23 protein-coding genes and 2 pseudogenes are annotated in these 25,126 nt (G+C 57.3%); 12 read left to right on the forward strand and 13 right to left on the reverse strand.

The window, feature by feature from the left end; translation table 11 throughout:
- The first annotated feature begins 95 nt into the window (after positions 1 to 95).
- Complete coding sequence (locus QFI97_RS11470) at positions 96 to 1,430, forward strand: 2-hydroxycarboxylate transporter family protein (RefSeq protein ID WP_331834427.1); 1,335 nt, start codon at positions 96 to 98, stop codon at positions 1,428 to 1,430.
- A 101-nt stretch (positions 1,431 to 1,531) separates the two neighbouring features.
- Here QFI97_RS11470 and pyk read toward each other — a convergent pair whose 3' ends face one another.
- The gene (gene pyk, locus QFI97_RS11475) at positions 1,532 to 2,974 is read right to left on the reverse strand and encodes a pyruvate kinase (protein WP_095101692.1); all 1,443 of its coding nucleotides are present in this window, start codon (positions 2,972 to 2,974) and stop codon (positions 1,532 to 1,534) included.
- A gap of 124 nt (positions 2,975 to 3,098) precedes the next feature.
- Positions 3,099 to 4,003: pseudogene (locus QFI97_RS11480) on the reverse strand (MurR/RpiR family transcriptional regulator).
- A 159-nt stretch (positions 4,004 to 4,162) separates the two neighbouring features.
- On the opposite strand from QFI97_RS11480, the pseudogene QFI97_RS11485 reads away from it, so the two are divergent.
- The 4 genes and pseudogenes from QFI97_RS11485 (at position 4,163) to QFI97_RS11500 (ending at position 8,512) form a co-directional block, all read left to right on the forward strand.
- Positions 4,163 to 4,313, forward strand: a pseudogene (locus tag QFI97_RS11485) (formate--tetrahydrofolate ligase).
- Between the two features lie 10 nt (positions 4,314 to 4,323).
- On the forward strand, positions 4,324 to 5,799 hold the full coding sequence (gene zwf, locus QFI97_RS11490) for a glucose-6-phosphate dehydrogenase (RefSeq protein ID WP_095101694.1): 1,476 nt from the start codon (positions 4,324 to 4,326) through the stop codon (positions 5,797 to 5,799).
- A 220-nt stretch (positions 5,800 to 6,019) separates the two neighbouring features.
- Complete coding sequence (edd, locus tag QFI97_RS11495; RefSeq protein ID WP_095101696.1) at positions 6,020 to 7,831, forward strand: phosphogluconate dehydratase; 1,812 nt, start codon at positions 6,020 to 6,022, stop codon at positions 7,829 to 7,831.
- 39 nt (positions 7,832 to 7,870) lie between these two features.
- Positions 7,871 to 8,512 carry a bifunctional 4-hydroxy-2-oxoglutarate aldolase/2-dehydro-3-deoxy-phosphogluconate aldolase gene (locus QFI97_RS11500; RefSeq protein ID WP_095101698.1) on the forward strand — a complete coding sequence of 214 codons (642 nt, stop codon included), beginning with the start codon at positions 7,871 to 7,873 and terminating at the stop codon, positions 8,510 to 8,512.
- Between the two features lie 50 nt (positions 8,513 to 8,562).
- Here the strand turns inward: QFI97_RS11500 and purT are convergent, their stop codons facing one another.
- Positions 8,563 to 9,741 carry a formate-dependent phosphoribosylglycinamide formyltransferase gene (purT, locus tag QFI97_RS11505; protein WP_331834426.1) on the reverse strand — a complete coding sequence of 393 codons (1,179 nt, stop codon included), beginning with the start codon at positions 9,739 to 9,741 and terminating at the stop codon, positions 8,563 to 8,565.
- Between the two features lie 137 nt (positions 9,742 to 9,878).
- On the opposite strand from purT, the gene QFI97_RS11510 reads away from it, so the two are divergent.
- The 3 genes from QFI97_RS11510 (at position 9,879) to ptrB (ending at position 13,355) form a co-directional block, all read left to right on the forward strand.
- Entirely contained in the window at positions 9,879 to 10,277 is a 399-nt protein-coding gene (locus QFI97_RS11510) for a YebG family protein (protein WP_346431183.1), read from the forward strand.
- A gap of 96 nt (positions 10,278 to 10,373) precedes the next feature.
- On the forward strand, positions 10,374 to 11,033 hold the full coding sequence (locus QFI97_RS11515) for a tellurite resistance TerB family protein (protein ID WP_095101704.1): 660 nt from the start codon (positions 10,374 to 10,376) through the stop codon (positions 11,031 to 11,033).
- A gap of 261 nt (positions 11,034 to 11,294) precedes the next feature.
- Positions 11,295 to 13,355, forward strand: coding sequence for an oligopeptidase B (gene ptrB, locus QFI97_RS11520; RefSeq protein ID WP_346431184.1), 2,061 nt, complete (start codon positions 11,295 to 11,297; stop codon positions 13,353 to 13,355).
- A 9-nt stretch (positions 13,356 to 13,364) separates the two neighbouring features.
- On the opposite strand, the gene exoX is transcribed toward ptrB, so the two are convergent.
- Positions 13,365 to 14,024 (reverse strand): exodeoxyribonuclease X, encoded by a 660-nt coding sequence (gene exoX / locus QFI97_RS11525; RefSeq protein ID WP_095101708.1) that lies wholly within the window; start codon positions 14,022 to 14,024, stop codon positions 13,365 to 13,367.
- Positions 14,025 to 14,102: 78 nt separating this feature from the next.
- Positions 14,103 to 14,333 carry a DNA polymerase III subunit theta gene (locus QFI97_RS11530; RefSeq protein ID WP_041146219.1) on the reverse strand — a complete coding sequence of 77 codons (231 nt, stop codon included), beginning with the start codon at positions 14,331 to 14,333 and terminating at the stop codon, positions 14,103 to 14,105.
- A 126-nt stretch (positions 14,334 to 14,459) separates the two neighbouring features.
- On the opposite strand from QFI97_RS11530, the gene yobA reads away from it, so the two are divergent.
- From yobA to QFI97_RS11545, 3 genes are read left to right on the forward strand one after another with little or no spacing between them, the layout of a single operon-like run.
- Positions 14,460 to 14,834 (forward strand): CopC domain-containing protein YobA, encoded by a 375-nt coding sequence (gene yobA / locus QFI97_RS11535; protein WP_331834422.1) that lies wholly within the window; start codon positions 14,460 to 14,462, stop codon positions 14,832 to 14,834.
- 3 nt (positions 14,835 to 14,837) lie between these two features.
- Positions 14,838 to 15,707 (forward strand): copper homeostasis membrane protein CopD, encoded by an 870-nt coding sequence (copD, locus tag QFI97_RS11540; protein WP_346431185.1) that lies wholly within the window; start codon positions 14,838 to 14,840, stop codon positions 15,705 to 15,707.
- Between the two features lie 16 nt (positions 15,708 to 15,723).
- Positions 15,724 to 16,062, forward strand: coding sequence for a YebY family protein (locus tag QFI97_RS11545; RefSeq protein WP_346431186.1), 339 nt, complete (start codon positions 15,724 to 15,726; stop codon positions 16,060 to 16,062).
- Between the two features lie 167 nt (positions 16,063 to 16,229).
- On the opposite strand, the gene QFI97_RS11550 is transcribed toward QFI97_RS11545, so the two are convergent.
- From QFI97_RS11550 to QFI97_RS11560, 3 genes are all read right to left on the reverse strand, one after another.
- Complete coding sequence (locus QFI97_RS11550) at positions 16,230 to 16,418, reverse strand: hypothetical protein (protein ID WP_346431187.1); 189 nt, start codon at positions 16,416 to 16,418, stop codon at positions 16,230 to 16,232.
- Positions 16,419 to 16,896: 478 nt separating this feature from the next.
- Complete coding sequence (locus QFI97_RS11555) at positions 16,897 to 17,040, reverse strand: Ecr family regulatory small membrane protein (RefSeq protein ID WP_346431188.1); 144 nt, start codon at positions 17,038 to 17,040, stop codon at positions 16,897 to 16,899.
- Positions 17,041 to 17,145: 105 nt separating this feature from the next.
- Positions 17,146 to 18,105, reverse strand: a complete 960-nt coding sequence (locus QFI97_RS11560) for a VirK/YbjX family protein (RefSeq protein WP_346431189.1) — start codon at positions 18,103 to 18,105, stop codon at positions 17,146 to 17,148.
- A 163-nt stretch (positions 18,106 to 18,268) separates the two neighbouring features.
- Between QFI97_RS11560 and pphA the strand changes: the two genes are divergently transcribed.
- Entirely contained in the window at positions 18,269 to 18,922 is a 654-nt protein-coding gene (gene pphA, locus QFI97_RS11565; RefSeq protein ID WP_346431190.1) for a protein-serine/threonine phosphatase, read from the forward strand.
- Here pphA and QFI97_RS11570 read toward each other — a convergent pair.
- From QFI97_RS11570 to yebS, 5 genes are all read right to left on the reverse strand, one after another.
- The gene (locus QFI97_RS11570) at positions 18,919 to 19,110 is read right to left on the reverse strand and encodes a YdfD/YebW family protein (protein ID WP_331834417.1); all 192 of its coding nucleotides are present in this window, start codon (positions 19,108 to 19,110) and stop codon (positions 18,919 to 18,921) included. The two genes, pphA and QFI97_RS11570, sit on opposite strands and share 4 nt — an antisense overlap.
- A gap of 98 nt (positions 19,111 to 19,208) precedes the next feature.
- Positions 19,209 to 19,448, reverse strand: a complete 240-nt coding sequence (locus QFI97_RS11575) for a YebV family protein (RefSeq protein ID WP_095101726.1) — start codon at positions 19,446 to 19,448, stop codon at positions 19,209 to 19,211.
- Positions 19,449 to 19,562: 114 nt separating this feature from the next.
- Positions 19,563 to 20,996, reverse strand: coding sequence for a 16S rRNA (cytosine(1407)-C(5))-methyltransferase RsmF (gene rsmF, locus QFI97_RS11580; RefSeq protein ID WP_346431191.1), 1,434 nt, complete (start codon positions 20,994 to 20,996; stop codon positions 19,563 to 19,565).
- 126 nt (positions 20,997 to 21,122) lie between these two features.
- A complete protein-coding gene (locus QFI97_RS11585; protein WP_346431192.1) occupies positions 21,123 to 23,756 on the reverse strand; it encodes a PqiB family protein in 2,634 nt (877 codons plus the stop codon).
- On the reverse strand, positions 23,725 to 25,008 hold the full coding sequence (gene yebS, locus QFI97_RS11590) for a membrane integrity lipid transport subunit YebS (protein ID WP_095101732.1): 1,284 nt from the start codon (positions 25,006 to 25,008) through the stop codon (positions 23,725 to 23,727). The genes QFI97_RS11585 and yebS overlap by 32 nt, the downstream gene beginning before the upstream one ends.
- Positions 25,009 to 25,126: the final 118 nt, after the last annotated feature.

A 25,126-nucleotide genomic window follows, 5' to 3' on the forward strand; every position in this document is an offset into this window, starting at 1 on the left:
TCGATGTACTATTTTATTCTCGATTTTATTCTGGTTGAATAACATTGTTGTTATTTATGCCCCTACATAGCTATTTATAAAAAGTCAGGTGAAAGATGGAAAATAATTCACTAAATCATCCTATTGAAAATTCACTGCCCAACCGGCCCGCGCTCAGAATGCTGGGGAATGCGGAAGTGGGGTCCGTCCCCCTGGTGCTGTTTGTCGGTATCGCGATCGTAGTGGCTATTGCCGCCTACGCCAGCGTACTGCCAAAAAATATGATCGGCGGCCTGGCGGTGATTATGACCCTGGGCTTTGCGTTTGCCAAAATTGGCCGCATGGTCCCGGTACTGAAAGATATCGGTGGCCCGGCGATACTGTGCCTGATGGTGCCTTCGGCGCTGGTCTACTTTGAAATGTTTGCCCCGCATACGCTAGCGACGGTGCATCTGCTGATGAAAGAAGCCAATCTGCTTTATTTCGTTATTGCCTGTCTGGTGGTGGGCAGCATCCTGGGGATGAATCGGGTTATCCTGATTCAGGGGATGGTCAGAATGTTTGTCCCGCTGGTTGTCGGGACCTTTACCGCCATCCTCACCGGCCTGCTGGTGGGCACGCTGTTCGGCTACAGCCTGTACCATACCTTCTTCTTTATTATCGTCCCGATCATCGGGGGAGGGATCGGCGAGGGCATTCTACCGCTTTCGCTGGCCTATTCAGCGATCCTTGGGCAAACCCCCGACGTCTACGTTGCGCAGCTGGCCCCGGCGGCGGTCGTCGGCAATATCTTTGCGATTATCTGCGCCGGGGTGCTGGCGAGAATTGGCGTTCGTCGCCCCTCGCTTTCCGGAGACGGGATGCTGATCCGCAGCCATGAAGATAACAGCGTCTTCACGCAAACTCAGGGCCCGCAGCAGACGGACTTTCAGCTGATGGGCGGTGGGCTGCTGATGATTTGCGCCTTTTTCATCGTCGGCGGGCTGTTGGAGAAGGTGGTGCATATTCCCGGTCCGGTACTGATGATCCTCGCCGCCGTCATTTGTAAATACACCAAAGCGATCCCGGCGGCGATGGAGGTCGGTGCCTACAGCTGCTACAAATTTGTCTCCGCGGCGTTGGTATGGCCGCTGATGATCGGGCTTGGGATGCTGTACGTGCCGCTGGAAAGCGTGGTGGCGGTATTCTCCGTCGGCTATGTCGTGGTGTGCGGGTCGATTGTTATCGCTATGGCGCTGAGCGGGTTCTTTATTGCTTCACGACTCAATATGTACCCTGTGGAAGCGGCGATCGTCACCAGCTGCCATAGCGGCCTCGGCGGTACCGGAGACGTTGCGATTCTGTCCGCCTCCAACCGCATGTCGCTGATGCCGTTTGCGCAGATTGCGACCCGTATCGGCGGGGCGTCGACGGTGATTGCCGCCACGCTGCTGATGAACTGGGTGGTGTGATGTTCTTGCCGGCGAGCGCCAGCCGCAGAGCCGGGATAAAAAAATACCTGCCGATTTTACGTCGGCAGGTAGGTGGTACGCGGGGTCCGTTGCGCGATGGCTTATTCGACGGTCAGGATACGCGTGGTGTTGGTGCTACCGATGGTGCTCATGACGTCGCCCTGGGTGACGATAACAAGGTCGCCGGAGACCAGATAGCCTTTATCACGCAGCAGGTTTACCGCATCGTGAGCGGCGGCAACGCCATCGTTGGTGCTGTCAAAATAAACCGGCGTCACGCCGCGGTACAGCGCAGTCAGGTTGAGGGTGCGCTCATGGCGAGAGAGGGCAAAAATCGGCAGGCCAGAGCTGATGCGCGAGGTCATCAGCGCGGTGCGGCCGGATTCGGTCATGGTGATGATAGCGGTTACACCTTTCAGGTGGTTCGCGGCATACATCGCTGACATGGCAATCGCTTCTTCCACGTTGTCGAACTGGATGTCCAGACGGTGTTTGGAAACGTTGAGGCTCGGGATTTTTTCCGCGCCGAGGCAGACGCGAGCCATGGCGGCAACGGTTTCAGACGGATACTGACCGGCTGCGGTTTCAGCCGAAAGCATCACCGCATCGGTGCCGTCCAGCACGGCGTTGGCCACGTCCATCACTTCCGCACGAGTCGGCATCGGGTTGGTGATCATCGACTCCATCATCTGGGTGGCGGTGATGACCGAACGGTTCAGCTGACGGGCGCGGCGGATCAGGGCCTTCTGAATACCGACCAGCTCCGGATCGCCGATCTCGACGCCCAGATCGCCACGGGCAACCATCACGACGTCGGAGGCGAGAATAACGTCGTCCATCGCGTCCTGATCGCAAACGGCTTCCGCGCGTTCCACTTTCGCTACGATCTTCGCGTCGCAGCCCGCTTCACGCGCCAGGCGGCGAGCGTAGTTCAGATCTTCCCCGCAGCGCGGGAAGGAGACGGCCAGATAATCGACGCCAATTTTTGCCGCAGTAAGGATATCGGCTTTGTCTTTTTCGGTCAGCGCTTCGGCGGAGAGGCCGCCGCCAAGCTTGTTGATGCCTTTATTGTTGGACAGCGGTCCGCCGACGGTGACTTCGGTGAACACCTTCATGCCCTGAACTTCCAGCACTTTCAGCTGAACGCGGCCATCATCAAGCAGCAGGATATCGCCAGGCACCACGTCCGCTGGCAGACCCTTATAGTCAATACCGACTTTTTCTTTATCGCCTTCGCCTTTGCTCAGCTCTGCGTCCAGCAGGAATTTATCGCCGATATTGAGGAAAATTTTGCCTTCTTTGAAGGTCGAAACGCGAATTTTAGGCCCCTGCAAATCGCCGAGGATGGCCACGTGGCGGCCCAGTTTGGCCGCGATCACGCGAACTTTATCCGCGCGAATTTGATGATCTTCCGGGGTACCGTGAGAGAAGTTCATACGTACGACGTTAGCGCCTGCAGCGATAACCTTTTCAAGGTTGTTATCGCGGTCGGTTGCCGGGCCTAAGGTGGTAACGATTTTGGTTCTGCGAAGCCTTCTGGACATGTAATACTCCGTTGACTAAAACAACTTTGGTGTTGCGTGAACATGGAATCGGTCGTTCCGGCCGGTAAAGTTGCTATGCTGAAACGTAACCGAAGTGTAATGGGTTACTACTTATTATCAGGTTTTATGGGTTGTCGCTGTGTACGGGAAGTTCTTTATCAAAACGCGATTCTTTCAACGCTTCCTTGACCCTCTTCAAGTTATCTCTGAATTTTGCGCCGCGGCGCAGGGTAAAGCCGGTAGCCAGCACGTCGATGAGGGTCAGCTGGGCGAGGCGCGAGACCATCGGCATATAAATATCGGTATCTTCGGGAACATCAAGCGTAATGGACAGCGTCGCCTCGCGAGCCAGCGGCGTACCCGCAGAGGTAATCGCGATAACCATGGCATCGTTTTCACGGGCCAGCTGCGCCAGCTCCACCTGACTTTTCGTTCTGCCGGTGTGAGAGATTATCACCACCACGTCATCATCATTGCAGTTCATACAGCTCATGCGTTGCAGGACAATGTCATCGGAGTAGATAACCGGCACGTTGAAGCGAAAAAATTTATTCATCGCGTCATGGGCAACGGCGGCCGAGGAGCCGAGGCCGAAGAAGGCGATTTTTTTCGCCTGGGTTAAAAGATCGACGGCCCGATTAACCGCGGACATATCGAGAGAATGGTGGACCTGATCTAAACTGGCCATCGCGGACTCGAAAATTTTTCCGGTATAAGACTCTACGCTGTCGTCTTCATCGACATTGCGGTTAACATAGAGGGTGCCGTGCGCCAGACTTTGCGCCAGATGCAGTTTAAAATCAGGGAAGCCGCGGGTTTCAAGACTCCGGCAAAAGCGATTGACGGTGGGTTCGCTGACGCCGGCTTCCAGGGCGAGCGCGGCAATGCTTGAGTGGATGGCCTGCGCGGGTTCCGCAAGAATGACCTCGGCCACTTTGCGTTCGGATTTGCTAAGGTGTTCCAGCCGGGACTGAATTTTTTCCAGCATATTCATGGTAACAAGGCGCTCATCAATGGAAGCGATTTCATTAATGGGTGAAATCATCAGGCGTTTTAGCAAGAATATACCCCTCCGCAATCATTAGCGGGGAAGAATGACCTAAAAAAATGTTGTTTTTTTTCATTACATGATCAGAGTCGTATTTTACTAACTGATAATCGGTCGGAACAACGAACAATATTAGCCGTCTGCCCAAATTGTCGCCTGAAGTTTTCTCCTTGTGCGGTTTAGCGCCTGGAAAGGGGGGCCGAGGCTTTCGGGAAAATCGTAAACACAGTACAGTGCAGTGTAAGAAAATTACAAATTATAGCCTGGCATAAGCACCAGACTATCAACTGAGGAGAATGACATGGCGGTAACGCAAACGGCCCAGGCATGCGATCTGGTCATTTTCGGCGCGAAGGGTGACCTGGCGCGTCGTAAATTGTTGCCTTCCCTGTATCAGCTTGAGAAGGCTGGCCAGATCAACCCGGATACCCGCATTATCGGGGTCGGACGTGCTGACTGGGATAAAGATGCTTACACCAAGGTAGTTCGTGAAGCGCTTGAAACCTTCATGAAGGAAAAGATTGATGAAGGGCTGTGGGATACCCTGAGCGGGCGCCTGGAGTTCTGTAACCTTGATGTTAACGACACCAAAGCTTTTACCCGTCTGGGCAAAATGCTCGACCAGAAAAACCGCGTCACCATCAACTATTTTGCCATGCCGCCTAGCACCTTCGGCGCCATCTGCAAAGGCCTTGGCGAAGCGAAGCTGAATGCGAAGCCGGCGCGCGTGGTGATGGAAAAACCGCTGGGAACCTCTCTTGACACTTCGCGCGAGATTAACGACCAGGTCGGCGAGTTCTTTGAAGAGTGCCAGGTTTATCGTATTGACCACTACCTTGGTAAAGAAACGGTTCTCAACCTGCTGGCGCTGCGCTTTGCCAACTCCCTGTTCGTCAACAACTGGGACTGCCGCACCATCGACCATGTGGAGATCACCGTAGCGGAAGAGGTGGGTATTGAGGGGCGCTGGGGCTACTTCGATCAGGCCGGACAGATGCGCGACATGATCCAGAACCATCTGCTGCAGATTCTGTGCATGATCGCCATGTCTCCACCGTCGGATCTCAGCGCCGATAGCATCCGCGATGAGAAAGTTAAGGTCCTGAAGTCGCTGCGTCGTATCGATCGCGCCAACGTGCGTGAAAAAACGGTACGCGGCCAGTACACCGCAGGCTTTGCGCAAGGCAAAAAAGTGCCGGGCTACCTTGAAGAAGAGGGGGCTAACAAATCCAGCAATACCGAAACCTTCGTGGCGATCCGCGTGGATATCGACAACTGGCGCTGGGCCGGCGTGCCGTTCTACCTGCGTACCGGTAAACGTCTGCCGACCAAATGCTCTGAAGTCGTGGTGTACTTCAAGACGCCGGAGCTGAACCTGTTCAAAGAGAACTGGCAGGAGCTGCCGCAGAACAAGCTGACTATCCGCCTGCAGCCGGATGAAGGCGTCGATATCCAGGTGCTTAACAAAGTGCCGGGTCTTGACCATAAGCACAACCTGCAGATCACCAAGCTGGATCTGAGCTACTCGGAAACCTTCAATCAAACGCACCTCGCCGACGCCTACGAGCGCCTGCTGCTGGAAACCATGCGCGGGATCCAGGCGCTGTTCGTGCGCCGCGATGAGGTGGAAGAGGCGTGGAAGTGGGTTGACTCCATTACCGAAGCCTGGGCCGCCGACCGTGATGCGCCGAAGCCTTATCAGGCGGGTACCTGGGGACCGGTTGCCTCCGTGGCGATGATCACCCGCGACGGTCGTTCATGGAACGAATTCGAGTAAGCGTTCGTTATCCGGAGGAGTTATTTTACCGGTAACATGATCTGGCGCAGAAAGCCGCATAATTTTTAATCTTTTAAGCTCCGGGAGGATTCACCCCCGGAGCTTTTTTTATTACACTGCGGGCAGACATTTTGCCTCTGAGCTGCAGTGTTGGTGCCTTTTAACTCTTTTGACATCGTAAAAATGCCGCGGCCGGACAGATAAATTTTTAGGAGCCTTTATGAATTCGACAATGTTACGGGTAACAAATCGCATTATCGAACGGTCGCGCGACGCCCGTACTGCCTACCTCGCACGGATTAATCAAGCCAAAACGGATACCGTCCATCGCGCCCAGCTGGCGTGCGGTAACCTGGCCCACGGTTTTGCTGCCTGTCAGTCGGATGATAAAGCCTCGCTGAAAAGCATGCTGCGTAACAACATTGCCATCATCACCTCCTATAACGACATGCTGTCCGCGCATCAGCCCTACGAGTCCTATCCGGATATCATCCGCAGGGCGCTGCATTCGGTGAATGCGGTTGGTCAGGTTGCCGGCGGCGTGCCGGCGATGTGCGATGGGGTAACCCAGGGGCAGGACGGAATGGAGCTGTCCCTGCTGAGTCGCGAAGTGATAGCCATGTCTACTGCTATCGGCCTGTCGCACAATATGTTCGACGGCGCGCTGTATCTTGGCGTCTGCGACAAAATTGTCCCCGGCCTGACGATGGCCGCGCTCTCCTTTGGCCATCTGCCGTCCGTCTTCATTCCGTCTGGCCCGATGGCCAGCGGCCTGGCGAATAAAGAGAAAGTGCGTATTCGCCAGCTGTACGCCGAAGGTAAGGTCGACCGAATGGCGCTGCTGGAGTCGGAAGCCGCCTCTTACCACGCGCCGGGCACCTGTACGTTCTACGGTACGGCTAACACCAATCAGATGGTGGTGGAGTTTATGGGCATGCAGCTCCCGGGCTCCTCGTTCGTGCATCCGGATGCCGAGCTGCGCGCAGCGCTGACCGTCGCCGCCGCGCGCCAGGTTACCCGTATGACCGGCAACGGCAACGAGTGGATGCCGCTGGGCAAAATGTTTGATGAGAAAGTGGTGGTTAACGGCATCGTGGCGCTGCTGGCGACCGGCGGCTCAACTAACCATACGATGCACCTGGTGGCAATGGCGCGCGCCGCGGGCATCATCATTAACTGGGATGATTTTTCCGATCTCTCGGACGTGGTGCCGCTGCTGGCGCGCCTCTATCCGAACGGTCCGGCGGATATCAACCACTTCCAGGCGGCAGGCGGCGTGCCGGTGCTGATCCGCGAACTGCTGAAAGGCGGGCTGCTGCACGAAGATGTTAATACCGTGGCCGGCTTTGGGCTTTCGCATTACACCATGGAGCCGTGGTTGAACAACGGCGAGCTGGACTGGCGTGAAGGGGCAAGCGCGCCGCTCGACGACCAGGTCATCGCGACGTTCGACAAGCCGTTCTCTCGTCACGGCGGCACCAAAGTACTGAGCGGCAACCTTGGCCGTGCGGTCATGAAAACCTCGGCGGTGCCGGTGGAAAATCAGGTTATCGAAGCGCCGGCGGTTATTTTTGAAAGCCAGCACGACGTACTGCCTGCTTTCGAAGCCGGGATGCTGGACAAAGATTGCGTCGTCGTGGTTCGTCATCAGGGGCCAAAAGCGAACGGCATGCCAGAATTACATAAACTTATGCCGCCACTTGGTGTATTATTGGACCGCCGTTTCAAAATAGCGCTAGTCACCGATGGTCGACTCTCTGGCGCATCGGGCAAAGTCCCGTCAGCCATCCACGTCACGCCTGAAGCTTACGACGGCGGGCTGCTGGCGAAAGTCCGTGATGGCGATATCATCCGCGTCAACGGCCAGACCGGCGAGCTGACGCTGCTGGTGGACGATGCTGAACTGGCTGCGCGGCAGCCGCATATTCCTGACCTGAGCGGTTCGCGAGTCGGGACCGGTCGTGAAATGTTCTCTGCGCTGCGTGAGAAACTCTCCGGAGCCGAACAGGGCGCAACCTGCATCACTTTTTAAGACCATACAATTTGTAGATCTGGCGAGAGAGAAACTCTGATGAAAAACTGGAAAACAACTGCAGAAGCAATCCTCACCTCCGGCCCGGTTGTCCCGGTGATCGTGGTGAAAAAGCTGGAACACGCCGTGCCGATGGCAAAAGCGCTGGTTGCAGGCGGCGTACGCGTACTGGAAGTGACCCTGCGTACCGAATGCGCGCTGGATGCTATCCGCGCAATCGCCAAAGAAGTCCCGGAGGCGATTGTCGGCGCCGGCACCGTGACTAACGCGGCGCAGCTGAAAGAAGTGACCGAGGCGGGAGCGCAGTTCGCTATCAGCCCGGGCCTGACCGATTCTCTGCTCAAGGCGGCGACTGAAGAAGGGACTATTCCACTGATCCCGGGTATCAGCACCGTATCCGAGCTGATGCTGGGCATGCAGTACGGCCTGAAAGAGTTTAAATTCTTCCCGGCTGAAGCGAACGGCGGCGTGAAGGCGCTGCAGGCAATTGGCGGTCCGTTCGCCCATATTCGTTTCTGCCCGACCGGCGGGATCTCTCCGGCTAACTACCGCGACTACCTGGCGCTGAACAGCGTTCTGTGTATCGGCGGTTCATGGCTGGTACCGGCGGATGCGCTGGAAGCAGGCGATTACGACCGTATCACCACTCTGGCTCGTGAAGCGGTAGAAGGCGCGAAGTAATTTCCGCGCCTCAGTTCTGACCCGGTAAGCGACAACGCTACCGGGTTTTTTTATCCCTCAACCACCACCGCTGACGCCGCGGCTTTGGCGCGCGCAACCGCCTCATCGACGCTCTCCGCTACCGCCAGCGTGACGCCCAGACGACGGGAACCGTCAATTTCCGGCTTACCGAACAGACGCACCTGCAGGCCCGCGCCGACCGCGGCCTGAAGGTTGCCGAAGGTTACGTTGTGGCTGGTGAGCTGCGGCAGAATCACCGCGGAAGCCGCCGGGCCATACTGGCGAATCGCACCAACCGGCAGACCGAGGAAGGCGCGGACGTGCAGGGCGAACTCCGACAGATCCTGCGAAATGAGCGTAACCATTCCGGTATCGTGCGGACGCGGCGAGACTTCGCTAAAAATCACCTCATCGCCGCACACGAACAGCTCGACGCCGAACAGGCCGTAACCGCCGAGCGCCAGCACCACGTTGCGGGCAATTTCCTGCGCGCGGGCCAGCGCCAGCTCGCTCATCTGCTGAGGTTGCCAGGATTCTCGATAGTCGCCATCTTCCTGACGGTGGCCGACCGGGGCGCAGAAGTGCACGCCGTCGACCGCGCTGACGGTGAGCAGGGTGATTTCAAAATCGAAGTTCACCACGCCTTCGACAATAACGCGGCCGGCGCCGGCGCGGCCGCCCTGCTGGGCATAAAGCCACGCGTCGGCCAGCTGTTCGCGGCGGCGGATAAAGCTTTGTCCTTTACCGGAAGAGCTCATCACCGGCTTGACGATACACGGCAGGCCAATCTCGTTCACGGCGTCGTTAAAGGCGGCTTCACTGTCGGCAAAACGATAGGCCGAGGTTGGAAGCTGCAGCTCTTCAGCGGCCAGGCGGCGAATGCCTTCACGGTTCATCGTCAGCTTTGCGGCGCGAGCGGTGGGAACGACTTTTTGTCCGCACAGCTCCAGCTCGACCAGAGTATCGGTGGCGATGGCTTCAATTTCCGGCACGATAAAGTCGGGTTTTTCTTGCTCAATTATGGCGCGCAGGGCATCTCCGTGCAGCATGTTGACGACATGCGAACGGTGCGCGACCTGCATGGCTGGCGCGTCAGGGTAGCGATCGACGGCGATGGTCTCAATGCCCAGACGTTGACACTCGATGGCGACTTCCTTACCCAGCTCGCCGGAACCTAACAGCATAACTCGCGTTGCCGCAGGGCGCAGCGCTGTGCCTAATACAGTCATGACTCTCTTCCGCAGTAAAAAAACATGCGCCGTAGTATAAACGAAAACGTTTGCGTCTGTCTTTATGCGCGTGAGTTGAGTCCTGGCCCTAAATTTGCTATACTGTATATAAATACAGTATAAAAAGGTGCTGCACAATGGCGGTTGAAATCAAATATGTGGTGATTCGCGAAGGTGAGGAAAAGATGTCTTTTACCAGCAAAAAAGAGGCCGATGCTTACGACAAAATGCTCGATCTTGCCGAAGTCCTTAACGACTGGCTGGTAGACTGCCCGCTGACGCTTGATGAAGCCCAGCGTGATGAGATGGCGATGTGGCTGGCGGAGCGCAAAGACACCTTACATCACATTATGAAGTCCGGAAAACTCCCGGAAGCGGAAGAGCACGCCGCCGGGCAGGATGAAAACGAACAACAGTCCGCAGACGCTGGCGATGACGCCATCAGCGCCAGCGCGGATGACAGCGTGGATGACGGCGCGGCGGAAAAAGCGGCGGAAAAAGCGGCGCCAAAATCGCGCAAGGCGAAAGCGGCCTGAGCCACCCGGAATTTGCGCATCTTTAGCCACTGATAACATTTCCTGACATCGCGTCGTTTAGGCTGATGACATCGCCTATTGTGCAACGAGGAAATCATGGCTAACTGGCTTAATCAACTTCAGTCTCTGCTGGGTCAGCAGGGTCAATCTTCTTCATCTGACGATCGTTCGGGCGGTAAAAATCTGCTGCTGCCCGGCGCGCTTGGCGGCCTGGCGGGACTGCTGGTCGCCAGCAAATCGTCGCGTAAGCTGCTGGCGAAATACGGCACCAGCGCGCTGCTGGTTGGCGGCGGCGCGGTGGCAGGAAGCGTGCTGTGGAACAAGTATCAGCAGAAAATGCGCGCCGGTTCGCCGCAGCCGGCCGGCCAGGTTCCGTCGTCACCTGAACCTGATGCCCGCAGCGAGCGGCTGATTCAGGCGCTGGTTTTTGCCGCCAAAAGCGACGGGCATATTGATGAAAACGAACGCGCGAGCATCGAAGAGCAGCTGCGCGCGGCTAATATCGACGTGCAGGGGCGGGTGCTTATCGATCGCGCATTGACTCAGCCCCTGGACCCGCAGCGCCTGGCGCAGGGTATCAGCAGCGAGCAGGAAGCGCTGGAAGTCTACTATCTGAGCTGTGCGGTGATTGATATTGACCATTTTATGGAGCGCAGCTACCTCAACGCCCTGGGCGAAGCGCTGAAAATCCCTGCGGACGTGCGGTCCGAGATCGAACAGGATATTCAGGCGCAAAAGCAGGCTCTTCCCTCTTAAATCATCACGTTCCGCTTGCATCGCTGGCAACTTTTGCCACCCTTATATACGGGTCATCTCTCAGCCTGACGTCGCGCAGGCCGGGGATGATCCTCTCTCCGGCGTTTTCTCACCAGCGGTAGCCGAGCGTCGGTCCGCTGTTGGCCGTTTGCCAACCTTCGGGGCAGAGCGATTTATGCCGTGGAGATTTCTTGTCTTGCCGTCCGGACGCGCGTCGATTAACGTTGTGCGCATAAAATTAAGCCGAAGAAGAACAAAGAGATGCTACCAAAAGCGAAACGGGTTCCCCACGCGATGACCTTACATGGCGATACGCGTATTGATAACTACTTCTGGCTGCGTGACGATGAGCGTTCGCAGCCGGCGGTGCTGGATTATCTGCGCGAGGAGAATGCCTACGGCAAAGCGGTGATGGACACCCAGCGTAGCCTGCAGGAGCGGGTGCTGAAAGAGATTATCGACCGCATCCCCCAGCGCGAAGTCTCCGCGCCTTACAGTAAAAATGGCTATCGCTATCGTCAGGTCTATGAGCCGGGCTGCGAATACGCGATTTACCAACGCCAGTCGGTGCTCAAAGAGGAGTGGGACCCGTGGGAGCTTCTGCTCGATAGCAACCAGCGCGCGGCGCAAAGCGAGTTCTACACCCTCGGCGGGCTGGGGATCTCTCCGGACAACGGTCTGATGGCGCTGGCGGAGGATTATCTCTCCCGGCGGCAGTACAGCCTGCGCTTGTGCAACCTCTCCGACGGTAGCTGGTATCCCGAAGTGCTGGAGAACGTCTCCCCGGGATTCGCCTGGAGCAACGACTCACGCACCCTGTGGTATGTGCGCAAACACCCCACCACGCTGCTGCCGTACCAGGTCTGGCGACATACCGTCGGCACCTCGGCGGAAGCGGACGTGCTGGTATACGAAGAGCAGGATGAAACCTTTTACGTCAGCGTCCATAAGACCACCTCGCAGCAGTTTGTGGTTATCTACATTGCGAGTGCGACCACCAGCGAAGTACGGCTGCTGAATGCTGAAATGCCCGACGCCGAGCCGGTGTGCTTTCTGTCGCGGCGCAAAGATCATGAATACAGCCTCGATCACTATCAGCACGCGTTCTACCTGCGTTCTAATCGTGAAGGCAAAAACTTCGGTCTCTACCTTACTCATCAGCGCGACGAGCAGCAGTGGCAGGCCCTGATCCCGCCGCGCGATGACGTGATGCTGGAAGGTTTTACGCTGTTTACCGACTGGCTGGTGGTGGAGGAGCGCCAGCATGGGCTTACCAGCCTGCGGCAGATCAACCGTACGACCCGGGAAGCGGTGGGTATTGCCTTTGATGACCCGGCCTACGTCACCTGGCTTGCCTATAATCCCGAGCCGGAAACCTCACGCTTACGCTACGGCTACTCCTCGATGACCACGCCGGATACGCTGTTTGAGCTGGATATGGATACCGGTGAACGGCGGGTGCTTAAACAGCAGGAGGTTAAAGGTTTCGACGCCAGTCATTACCGCAGCGAACATCTGTGGATCCAGGCCCGCGACGGCGTTGAGGTTCCGGTCTCGCTGGTCTACCGGCACGAATACTTCCGCCGCAGCGCCAGCCCGCTGCTGGTTTACGCCTATGGTTCATACGGCGCCAGCGAGGACGCAGATTTCAGCGCCAGCCGCCTTAGCCTGCTTGACCGCGGCTTTGTTTTCGCCATCGCCCACGTGCGCGGCGGCGGCGAGCTGGGGCAGCAGTGGTATGAGGACGGGAAGTTTCTTTGCAAGAACAATACCTTCAATGATTACCTCGACGTCTGCGATGCGCTGCTGAAGCAGGGCTACGGCGATCCGCAGCTGTGCTATGGCATGGGCGGCAGCGCCGGTGGGATGCTCATGGGCGTGGCCATCAATCAGCGCCCGGAGCTGTTTCATGGCGTGGTGGCGCAGGTGCCCTTTGTTGATGTGCTCACCACCATGCTCGATGAGTCGATTCCCCTAACGACCGGGGAGTTTGAAGAGTGGGGCAACCCGGAGGATGAAACGTACTATCGCTATATGAAGGGCTATAGCCCCTACGATAACGTTACGGCTCAGGCCTATCCGCATATGCTGGTGACCACCGGGCTACATGACTCCCAGGTGCAGTACTGGGAACCGGCAAAATGGGTGGCGAAGCTGCGTGAACTGAAAACGAACGATAATCTGCTGCTGCTGTGTACCGATATGGATTCAGGGCACGGCGGGAAATCGGGACGTTTTAAAAGCTATGAGGGCGTGGCTCTCGAGTACGCGTTTCTGATAGGCCTGGCGCAGGGAACGCTGCCAGGCCAGGCCGACGTATAGGGCAGGCGCTTAATCCCCGAGGTAGTGCTTGAGGGTTAAGCGCAGCTCGGGGCTCATCCGATCCAGGTTGTTGAACAGCCAGCGTAGGTAGCCCGGATCGTTTTCCGCCACTTCAGCAACCGGCTTGCCGCGATACTTGCCAAACGTGAAGGTGGTCAACAGCGCCGGACGGCCGGTGATGGTCGCCATATCGTCAGGCGACCAGCCGGAGACGTTGATAATATCCAGGAGCAGCGCGGCGGTGATATAGCAGTCATAGAGCGCGCGGTGGTGGTGCAGGCCTGCGGGCGTGGTGACGTTCAGCTTGCGCGACTTATAGAGCCCCATATTGCTATATTTAATCCCCGGCCACAGGCGGCGCGCCAGCTTCATGGTGCAAATCCAGTCGCCGTGCATCTCTGGCAACACCCGCCGGTCAAAGCTGGCGTTATGGGCAACGTACCAGGGACTACCCAAATAGTGCGGGACAATCTCTTCAATCCACGGCTGGTCGGCGACCATCTCTTCGGTGATGTGATGAATAGCCATCGCCTGCGGGCTGATAGGCCGATCGGGACGGACCAGATGGCTCATCGGATTGGTTATCTGGCCATCGACAATATCGACCGAGGCGATTTCTACGATGCCTCCCTGCAGTCCGCAGGTTTCTGTATCGATTACGCGTAGCATTGCGCGCTCCGGGTCAAAGGGGTCAGCGTAATAGAATGCGCCGGTCTTGCCAACCCGGGCGTCCGCAGGAGGGCCGAATTATTTCGTTTTGGGTTCATAGGGCAGGCGCGAGAGTGAAACGGATGCCAGGCGATGGGCGATCAGGCGTTCGCGGAACCAGTCCCGGAGATGAGCAGGCTGCTCTCTTTCGACTAAATCGGCGACCACCGGCATATTGTAACGTTCTTTAAAGGCGACGCCGGCTGCCGCAAGATCGACATTGACCTTGTCCATCTCGTCCTGCGAGATTTTTGCCAGATTATTTTCCATTGGGTTTCTCCTGGGTGATACCGAAAGCCGGTCGAGGGTAACGTAAGACTTAAACGCATGGCTCGACTACGCCATTATACAGGGTTATTCTCTGTGCTACATACATAACGAAAAGGAATGACGATTATGCGTATTCTCGCCGGTAGCGCGCTGCGCGTTTCTGCTCTTCTCGCCGGTTTGCTGGTCAGCGCCGGGGCTTTTGCCCACGCGCATCTGCAGCAACAAACCCCCGCCGCAGATTCTACGGTGAGCGCTTCGCCGCAGGCGCTAACGCTGAGCTTTTCCGAGGGTATCGAAACCCGCTTCAGCGGCGTGACGCTTAACGGCCCTCAGCAAAAAGCGGTGGCTACCGGCAAGCTGGCGCTTAGCGATGATAATAAAGCGCAGCTGATCGTCCCGCTGGCGCAGCCCTTAACGGCGGGTGAATATACCGTTGACTGGCACGTGGTCTCCGTCGATGGTCATAAAACCAAAGGGCAATACCACTTTACCGTCAAATAAACGATGCTCGCGGCACTCTATATCGCTTTACGCTTTGTCCACTTCGGCTCGCTGATGGTGGCTTTCGGCTGCGTGCTGTACGGCGCGTGGTGGGCGCCAGCGACGCTTCGTCGCCTGCTGATGCAGCGGTTTTATCCGCTGCTTCGCTACCTGCTGTTGATTAGCGCGCTTTCAGCGCTGCTGATGCTGATGGCGCAGGGTGGCCTGATGGGCGAGGGCTGGCCGGATGTCTGGCAACCCGCCATCTGGCAAGCCGTTGCCGGCACGCGGTTTGGTAGCGTGTGGGTGTGGCAAATACTGCTGGCCTGGGTGACGCTCATCGTCGTCTGGCTTAAGCCGCGCCATCCGGCGCGACTGCTGCTGGTGCTACTCTGCGGCCAGCTGCTTCTGCTGGCGGGAGTGGGCCATGCGGCGATGAGTGAGGGCGGGCTGGGGGCGCTGCAGCGCACCAATCATGCGGTGCATTTGTTCTGCGTCGCCGGCTGGTTTGGCGGGCTGCTGCCGTTTATCTACTGCCTGCGTTTGCTGCAGGGGCGCTGGCGGCAGGCGGCGATTGGCGCCATGATGCGCTTTTCGCGCTACGGGCATCTGGCGGTGGCCGGAACCATTGCCAGCGGCGTGGTGAATACGCTGCTGATTCAGGGCGGGTTGTTCAGCGATTCTCCGTGGGGCAGGGCGCTGTTGATCAAATGTGCTCTGGTCGCGGGGATGGTGGCAATCGCGCTGGTGAACCGGTATGTTCTGGTACCTCGAATGTCGATGGACGAGGCGCGGGCAGAGCAGCTCATTTTGCGTACCACGCAGGTGGAGATGGCGCTGGGGGCGCTGGCGCTGCTGGCCGTCAGCCTGTTTGCAACCTGGGAACCTTATTGAATTAACTGGTTAAATCATGAAAAAAATTGTTCTGACACTGATGTTACTGGCAAGCTCCAGCGCCGCGCTGGCGGCCCCGCAGGTTATCACCGTTAGTCGCTTTGAAGTCGGTAAGGATAGCTGGGCATTTAACCGGGAGGAGGTCATGCTGACCTGTCGTCCGGGAAATGCGCTGTATGCCATCAATCCCAGTACCCTGGTGCAGTATCCGTTGAATGATACCGCCATTGAGCAGGTCAAGGCCGGTAAAACCAGCGGCCAGCCGATTTCTGTGATCCAGATCGATGACCCCCTGCATCCGGGGCAAAAAATGAGCCTGGCACCATTTATCGAGCGTGCGCAAAAGCTGTGCTGATTTTTGGAATTATCTGGCTGTATTAAAATGAAAAAACCGCCGTTTACCTGCATCAGGAACGGCGGTTTTTTTATGCGTCTCCGCGATTTTACCAGGAATTATTGGCCCACTTTTGTTGCGGACTGGAAAACCTGACGCGGTAAACTATTCTTATAAGGCAAGGCGACTTAGCCTGCATTAATGCCAACTTTTAGCGCACGGCTCTCTCCCAAGAGCCATTTCCCTGGACCGAATACAGGAATCGTGTTCGGTCTCTTTTTATCTATATCTTTCAAAAACCTATCTTCAGAAGGCCCGAAACGATCCCTCATTTCCCGACGCAACCTTTTTCCCTTATACCACAACAAAAAACGCATTCACATTTCCTTTACAGAAAAACGCGGCGTTAAAGCCTCTCCAGGAGACGGTCACGGTGACTGTATCGCTCTTACTGGCGCCAGCCGTCGCTGCCGGGCGCGCTGCCAGGAAAGCAGTCGTTGGCCACCTTCAGCGTAACCTTGAGTACCACCTGCTGATGGCCGATGGCGTAGTTGCAAGGGTAAAGGAGTCAGCTGAACCAAAACGAGGTTACAGATAAAGGGATGCAAGGAGAACGATGGTTCTAAGCGGATGATTCAAAGAGGGAAGAGCGCATTGGCATCGGACCCGGCATTGGGTCCCTGCGCAGCACCCGGAGCGATTTTAGCGCCGGATAAATTGACCGGGCGGATTCGTCTGTTTGTGGATGAGTAAACCGTAATGATTAGTATTATTGATACTGTTTTAGGCATCAAAAATGAGCGATGAAGTGAGAAAAAGAAAGCGCAGAATGAATTCGTAAATAAAAAAACGGGTTTATTCCGGAGCGACTAAAGAGGGATATAGCTGCGTCTCCAGATAGCTGACGAGGGACCAGATTTCACCGCTGAAAATAAACCACAGGGAAGTCGTCAAAATAATCAAGACGATAGCCAACAGCACTGCTTCTGCTTTACTCATAACTTCAATGGCTACCTGAACGGAAACGGAGAAGTGATGATAGTAACGAAAGCGCAGGATAAGATGCAAACGCCGTTGCTAAAACGGCGTTGATTTGTTGGAAAGCTACGCCTGCGAGGAGCCGGCGGCGAGTGCGATAACCCGGGCATTCAGCTCATCGAGCAGCTGGAAGCGGCGGCGATACTCAGCCCGTTTTTTGCTGGCAATCTCGTCCAAAGACTTGCGCTCAAGGCGCAGCGGCAAGCGCCAACGCCACGCGCCGTCGGCCGCGCCTTCAATAGACTTCCAGAACTCGTCATAGCTGGCGTGGAAGTGGCGTCCTTTACTCAAGCGATAGCGTAATGCCCTGAAAACGTGGCCGTTATCGCTGACGCCATAAATCGCCCGGATATTGCTTTGCGCCGCCAGCGCCCAGATAAACTCCAGCAGCAGGCGTTTAGGAAACAGGCCGTAGCAGGCGCGGGTAGCCTGCTTTATCGCCTCGTGCGGGACGTTGCGGCGCGGCCCCTGCAGCCCGCCGATGGTCAGCTGCCACTGCTCCTGTTCGCGCACCACGCTGAACGTCGCGCTGGCCAGCACCGTTTGGCTACCGTCGCGCAGCCAAAGCGTAGTTTCGCCTTCGCGCTCGGCTTTCCCGGCAGAGGAGGCCGAGATCGTGAACCGGGAGTCATCTTTGCCCTGCAGCTCCAGCAGCGGCATCTCCTGTACCGCGGTCATGGCGGCACTCAGCCGGCTGGCGGGTAAGGTATCGATATATTGATAGTGGCTGACAATCGCCGCGGAGCGCTGGCCGGCGTTGAGCCCGCGCCTCAGGTACTGACGATGAACTTTGCCCGGCAGAGTTGCCTGAGCGGCGAGCAGCTGGCTGAAGTTGGGCCGCGCCGCGAGATTATCCAGCATCAGCCGGGTCGGCGTGTAAAATAATGCTGTTCGCAGCAGGAACTTAAGCCGGTAATTACGCTTTTGCCAGATTGGCGCGGGAATAAGTCTGCCCATAACCAGATCGGTAATTAGATTTGTGCGTGGCTGTAGTACGTAGGCTGAATGCAGGCTATTGTCCGTCACGATGAATACCTCGGCGTTATTTAGTCTCTATTTTAGTGAGACTCGGACGCGAGATTAATGCCCCGGCGGACTATATTTCCGTTTCGTTTAAATTTTATTGAGGTGTGTTTCCGGGAGGGGAACAAGAGAAATAACTCGCTATAATTATAGCTGGAGGAACAATATGTATCAGCATCTTGATGGTTCAGGCTGGCGTAATATTTGGCTCGTCGGTGATCTGCACGGCTGCCTTGCGCAGCTGACGGCAAAACTGCGGCTGCTGAGGTTTGACCCGTACCAGGATCTGCTTATCTCAGTGGGCGATCTGATCGATCGCGGGCCGCAAAGTGCGGCATGTCTGGGCCTGCTCGACCGTCGCTGGTTTCGCGCGGTGCGGGGCAATCATGAGCAGATGGCGCTGGAGGCGCAGGAGAGCGGGAAGCCGGCGCTGTGGATGCTCAACGGCGGGCGCTGGTTCCAGGAGAGCTCGCCAAACGCGCGACGGCAGATGGCGCCGCTCTTTGCTCGCTGCCGTCAGCTGCCGTTGATTATTGAGCTCTGCGCCAGCTCGCAGACGCATATTATTGCCCACGCAGACTATCCGGCGTCGTCCTACCGGTGGCAGCAGCCGGTGGACGCATCCCAGGTCCTGTGGAACCGTCAACGTCTGACGGACCATCTGGCCGGGCGACATGGGGCTATCGGCGGCGCCGATCATTTCTGGTTTGGCCATACTCCGCTCAAGCAGCGCTACGACAGCGATAACCAGCACTACATTGATACCGGAGCCGTCTTTGGCGGCGAGCTGACCCTCGTGCAGCTGCAGCAGGCAGGTTAGAAATCGCTGTATTCGCTGGCGGGGCGCCAGAAACCGTCGATAAAATCTTCTACCGGAAAGCAGCCGCCCTGGCGGATCCGCTGATCGTCCATCGCGACTATACAGCGTCGTTCGTCGTCATAAATATCCACGACAATATCCTCGCAGCCGCCGTCCAGGTAACAAATGAACAAAACTAAGGCAAACATCCTGGCCACATGTTCAGGTTAACATGCTAATAAGTATAGGGGGGTTTAGCGAGTGCGGGGGGTAAATAACCCGTCTCAGGCGACGGGTTCTTTTTGAGTCAGGCTACGCGCATGACCCAGGCGTCAGATTGTTGATCGTAGTGCTTACGGTAGAGAACAGAATGTTGACCATCAAGAATAGCGGGAACGCTGGTATCAGCATCCCAACCGTCGAGCTGCATACATAAATCCGGGTCGGATTTGCAGGGAATGCTTAACGTTCGCTCTCCCTGCTGTTCACCGTGCAGTTCGGCATCGTCTATCTCAAACGCGCCGATGCGTATGCTTGTTTTGCTCATAAATTCACCCCGTTTGTCTGCTGAATTGTGGTACGACCAGTTAAGGCCGCAATTTTCAGCGTAGACAATGGGGCGCAAATCGCCAGTTAAAAAATGCTGTTTTTCTGCGCTTAATCACACCTTGCCGGCAAATAGCTTCCCGTCGCGCACCAGCTCGCGCGGATAGCTGTTCTTCAGGCGCGAACCGACTTTTTTCGCCAGGCCCAGGGGAGCGCCCTGATAAGTGACGATCGCTTCGTCCTGCTGCGGCGCGGTTTGCGGGTAAATATCGCGTCCGCGATACCACTCTTCGGCTTCACTCTGCGTTAGCTCAAAAGGCGTCGCGGATGCGGCAAGGGCGATAACCGCCTCGTGCTGCCAGCGGAAGCCCTTGTTGTGCGTTTCCGCCAGCCGGAGCCCAATCCGCGAAAAGCGGACCTTGCCAATAAACGCTTCCAGGGCGTGCGGAAATAGCCAAATTTCCTTATCGCGTTGCCAGAGGGTATGGCTTTCATCCCAGCGCAGGCCAACGGCCGCCGCGGCGTCCGACACGGCGGCGCTTTCCCGCCGCTTGAGGGGAACAAACGGAAACTTACCGACCTTGTAGCCCGGCGCCGGCAGCGGTTCAACGGCGGCGGTTTTACGCAGACGGGCAACGAAGAATCCCTCGCAGTCATAAATCTGCGGGAAGACGTGAAGAAAGCCCTCTGTGGTCAGGGCCTCGCTGGCCTGGGGGAAGAGTGCGCCAAGAGGCAGCGTCTCCACCGCCTGCGGGTAGCGCGCCAGCAGCCAGTGCACCACGTCCTCATTCTCTTCGCGGTTCAGGGTGCAGGTTGAGTACACCAGCGTGCCGCCCGGTTGCAGGGCGTGAAAGGCGCTATCGATAAGCTCGCGCTGGGTTGCGGCGATCTGCTGGTTGCTTTCCGAGGACCAGTTTTTCAAGGCATCGGGATCTTTGCGCACCACGCCTTCGCCGGAGCAGGGGGCGTCGAGCAGGATGGCATCGAAGCACTCCGGCAGCGCGGCGCCAAATACCCGGCCATCGAAATGCGTCAGCGCGACGTTGCTTATTCCGCAGCGGCTGATGTTGGCATGCAGGACTTTGACCCGGCTGGCGGAATATTCGTTGGCGAGGATCCCGCCTTTGTTACCCATCCGGGCGGCGATTTGCGTGGTTTTTGACCCCGGCGCGGCGGCGACATCCATCACCCGCTGCGGCATATCGCCATCGGCAAACAGGGCGGCAACCGGCAGCATTGAGCTGGCTTCCTGAATATAGAAGAGTCCGCTGAGATGCTCGGCGGTGCTGCCTAACGGCAGGGACTCCTCATCCTCGCGCTCGATCCAAAATCCCTCTGCGCACCACGGCACCGGCGTAAGCTGCCAGCCATAGGGGGCGACCAGCTGCAGAAAGTCAGCCACGCTGGTTTTCAGCGTGTTAACGCGGATGCTGCGGCGTAGCGGACGTTGGCAGGCGGCAATAAAATCGTCGAATGAGAGATGCGTCGGCATTGCCGCACGCATTTGAGCGAGGAATTCGTCAGGAAGAAAGACAGCGTTTTGAGCCACTGGAGCGCACCACAAGAAAAAAGGGTGCGCAGTTTAACATAAATGCTCCGGCATCGGACACCGGAGCGTTTAGCCAGCGCGGAGTTCAGGCGTCGGGATGGCGGCTGAACTCCGTAGGCCAGCGGCCTAGCGCGGCAGGGCGGTGCCCCATTCGCGCCACTCTTTCGGTTCGCTCTCCAGCAGCAGGAAGTGTTTATCATCCTGCGCTTTCGGCGCCAGCGGCGTACCCGGCGGCGTGGCAAAGGAGATGCCGCCGCGAATGAACTGATTGAAGGTCCCGGTTTTCACCACTCCGCCAATCAGGCCAAAGTCGAGGTTGTAGCCGGAAGAGAGCCAGAACACCGAGTTGTTACGCACCAGATACTGATAACGCTTACTGATACGCAGTTTGACCATCACGCGGTCCGATAGCGATCCCAGCGTCAGCCCGGTGACCGTTCCCACCTCGAGGCCGCGGAATAACACCGGCGTACCGATATCCAGCGAACCGGCTTCCGGAACCTCAACCACGATGCTCAGGCCATCGATATAGCGAGAGTCGCTAATGGTCGTTTCCTGAATTTCGAAGTCGCGACGCGGCGTCCCCCGGCCCGGCTCAACGTTGATATACGGCTGGAAGATGGTATCCAGATGCTCAACGCCCGCCGCGGAAATTTGCGGGGTGATCACCGAGAATCGGGTGCCTACGCGGGCGAAGGTCTCCACGTATTCCGGGTAGAGCACGGCTTTCGCCTGCACTTCGTTTTTGGCGGTGATCAGGTTCAGCGATTGGATCTGGCCGATGTTAATCCCCAGATAGCGGATAGGCATCCCGGAGGAGAGTTTTCCCGCATCGAAGGCATGGAGGGTGATCTGCCCGCCCACCGCGCGGGCGGCGGTCTCTGAAGCATACAGAATACGCTTATTACCACTGCGGACGCGGGCGCTGGTCCCGCTCAGATCGTCAAAGCTGATGGCCCCTTTGAGGGCGCGGGCCAGCGGCGAAGCCTGGACGGTCAGGCCGTTGCCGTCGAGCTGGACCTTAGCTCCGCCTTCCGCCCAGAACACGCTATTGCTGGTGAGCAAATGGCGGTATTCCGGCTTAATGTGCAGGTCGATATCAAACGCGTTGCTGCGCGGTTTGACGGAGGTCACCTCGCCCACGGCAAACTTACGGTAGAGCACCACCGAGCCTTCCTGAACATCCGGCAGCGTTTCCGCAGAGAGGCTCAGCGTGGTTGTCGGGAGGTCGCTCAGGCTATTCTCCTGCGCTTTTTCCATATTGGCATACAGCGGATAGCTGGACTGAATCGCCCCTTGTGCGCCGGGAATAATGCGGATGCCGCCGTCAACCCACTCGCTGGCGCTGGCGCCAAGCACCTTAATACCGTCGAGGCCGACCTTAACGTCAAGGCGGCTGTTGACCACAAATTTGCTATCGCCGTGCACCAGGTCGCGATATTCCGGCGTAATGGCCACCTGGAAGGTGACGCCTTTCGCCGTCAGCTTGCGCTCCAGCACCTGGCCGATTTTAACACCGTGCAGCACCAGCGGCTGTCCGGCGTCGATGCCGAAGCTCTCCGATGCCGTCAGCGTAATGGCCGCGACGTTCGGCTCTTCCAGCAGCGATTTATCCGCCGGCAGCACCACGAAATGGCTGCGCGGCTCACCTTCTCCCGGTACCAGTTCAAAGGTATTACCGGTCAGCAGGGCGCTGAGGCTCGGATTATCCAGCGAAATTTTCGGCTTTTTCATCTGAATAAGCGTCTTATCACGCAGCAGGGTTACGACGCTGGGGTCGACGGTCATCTCGCCGGTAACTTTACTTCCGGGCTGGAGGTTGAGCTTAGTGAGCTGTCCGACCTCGAGGCCCTGGTACATCAGCGGCGTAGAGCCGGCTTTCAGCCCCGCGCCGTCAGGTAAATCGAGCGTCACCAGCACGCCGCGCTGGCTGTGGGCTAAATCTTCGTACAGCCCGTACTCATCGTTTTGCTGCGCTGCCTGGGAGTCTCCGGGGGAGTCAAAGGCAATCGCTCCATTAACCAGGGCCGAAAGGCTTTCCAGCTCAACTTTAGCGCCGCTCAGGCCGACGTCGGCCTTGACGCCCGAAACGTTCCAGAAGCGGGTGCCTTTTTTGACCAGGTTGGTAAAGCGGCGTTCGATCAGCACATCGATGGTAACGCCCTGGTTGTTATCGTTGAGCGCATAGTCGTAAACCCGGCCAACGGGGATCTTGCGGAAATAGACCAGCGATCCGCTGGTTAGCGAGCCGAGATCCGCGGCGTGCAGATGAATCATCAGCTCGCCGTTGTTGATACGGTATTTCGGCTGGGTATCGAGGGCGACAAAGTGATCTTCCGGTTCGCCCTGGCCCGGCATCATGCCGATATAGTTGCCGCCTACCAGCGCATCAAGGCCGGAAACGCCCGCCAGCGAGGCTTTCGGCGTGACCAGCCAGAACTGCGTGTCCTTGCGCAGCGCTTCTTTCATATCGCCTTTGACGCTGGCCGAAACCTCTATCTTACTCAGGTCTTTACTCAGCGAGATATTCTGCACGGTGCCCACTTCTACCCCTTGATAGCGGATAGGCGTGCGCCCGGGGACAATACCGTTCGCCGACTGGAAGTCGATAGTGATCGTCGTCCCGCGATCGTTATAGCTGGTCCAGATCAGCCAGCTGGCGATCATCAGCGCAATGACCGGCAGCAGCCAGAATGGCGATATGCGACGTTTGGTTCTAATTTTGGCTTCAGTCGGCGAAGCGGGCGTTTCCTGACTCATGTGCGTCCCAAAGTAAGCGGCTGTCCAGCCATTCAACAGCAAGGATAGTTAATATTACCGCGGCGCCGAAATATACCGCAGCAGGCCCCATCGTAAAAGCGAGGAGTTGATCGCGGTTTATCAGCGACATGGTTAATGAGATAACGAAAAGATCCAGCATCGACCAGCGGCCAATCCAGGTAATCAGCCGCAGCAGCAGGATGCGGGTGCGCAGCCCCTGTTCGCACTTGAATTGTATGCTGACCAGCAGCGTAAACAACACAATAACTTTGGTAAACGGCACCAGAATACTGGCGATAAACACCACTCCGGCAATGGCGACGTTGCTGTTGGCCAGAGACATAATCCCGGAGAGGATCGTATCATCCTGGCGCGCGCCGTTGACGTAGATAATGGAGATCGGCAGCAGGTTCGCGGGGAGCAGGAACATCACCGACGCAATCAGCGCCGCCCAGCTCTTCTGCAGGCTTTGCGGCCGACGGTGGCGTAGCGGCGTATGGCAGCGACGGCAGCGTCCGCGGGGATCGCGGTGGCCGGTATAGTGGCAGCCGGTACATACCTGTAAATTCGGGTCCGGGCGCAGCGCCGGGCGCTGGGGATAAAATCGCTCCCAGAGCTCTTCGACGTTCATATGAATGAGCGTGAGGATGCTGAGCAGCGTTAATGAGACGAAGGCGATTAAGCCGACGCCGGGCTGCAGGAACGCGTAATCCTGCACCTTGATCGAGGCCACGCCGATCCCGACCAGGTAAATATCGAGCATCACCCACTCTTTGAGCCGCTCCAGCATCAGCAGCACCGGGCGCAGGTTCATCCCCAGCACGTTGCCTAGCCAAAGATAGGCGATGGAGATAACCAGCAGCGCCGGCGCGCCAATGGCGCAAAATAGCACCATCGCCGCCGTCAGCGGATCGCCCTGGTCGGTCATTTGCCAGATGCCCTGTAATACGTTAGCGTCGATACGGACGCCGAGCAGGTGCAAACGCAGCAACGGCTCCATCCAGGCGAAAGGCATCAGCAGCATCATGGCGATAGCCATACTGCCAAGGCGCGAAAGCGACCAGTCGCGGCCGTCGCGTATTTTGGCGCTGCAGCGCGGGCACCAGGCGCTCTGATTCCGCTTCAGCACCGGCAGGCGAAACAGAATGTCGCACTGCGGGCAGCGGTGATAGTGGGCCTGAGGCAATGGCGAGCTGACCGCATGTACGGTCATCTTTTTTGCTGGCGTAATCTGGGGTGTTTTTAGTGGCATTTATTACGTACGGCAATGAATGTATTTCACTATATTAACCTAGGAATGAATTCATCTTGAGCCTGAACGCATTTAATGCTTATTTTATTAGGCAGTGAGTGTAAGGCAGTAAGACAAC

The organism is Klebsiella scottii (genome assembly GCF_036561945.1).
GTDB classification, from domain to species: Bacteria; Pseudomonadota; Gammaproteobacteria; order Enterobacterales; family Enterobacteriaceae; genus Klebsiella; species Klebsiella scottii.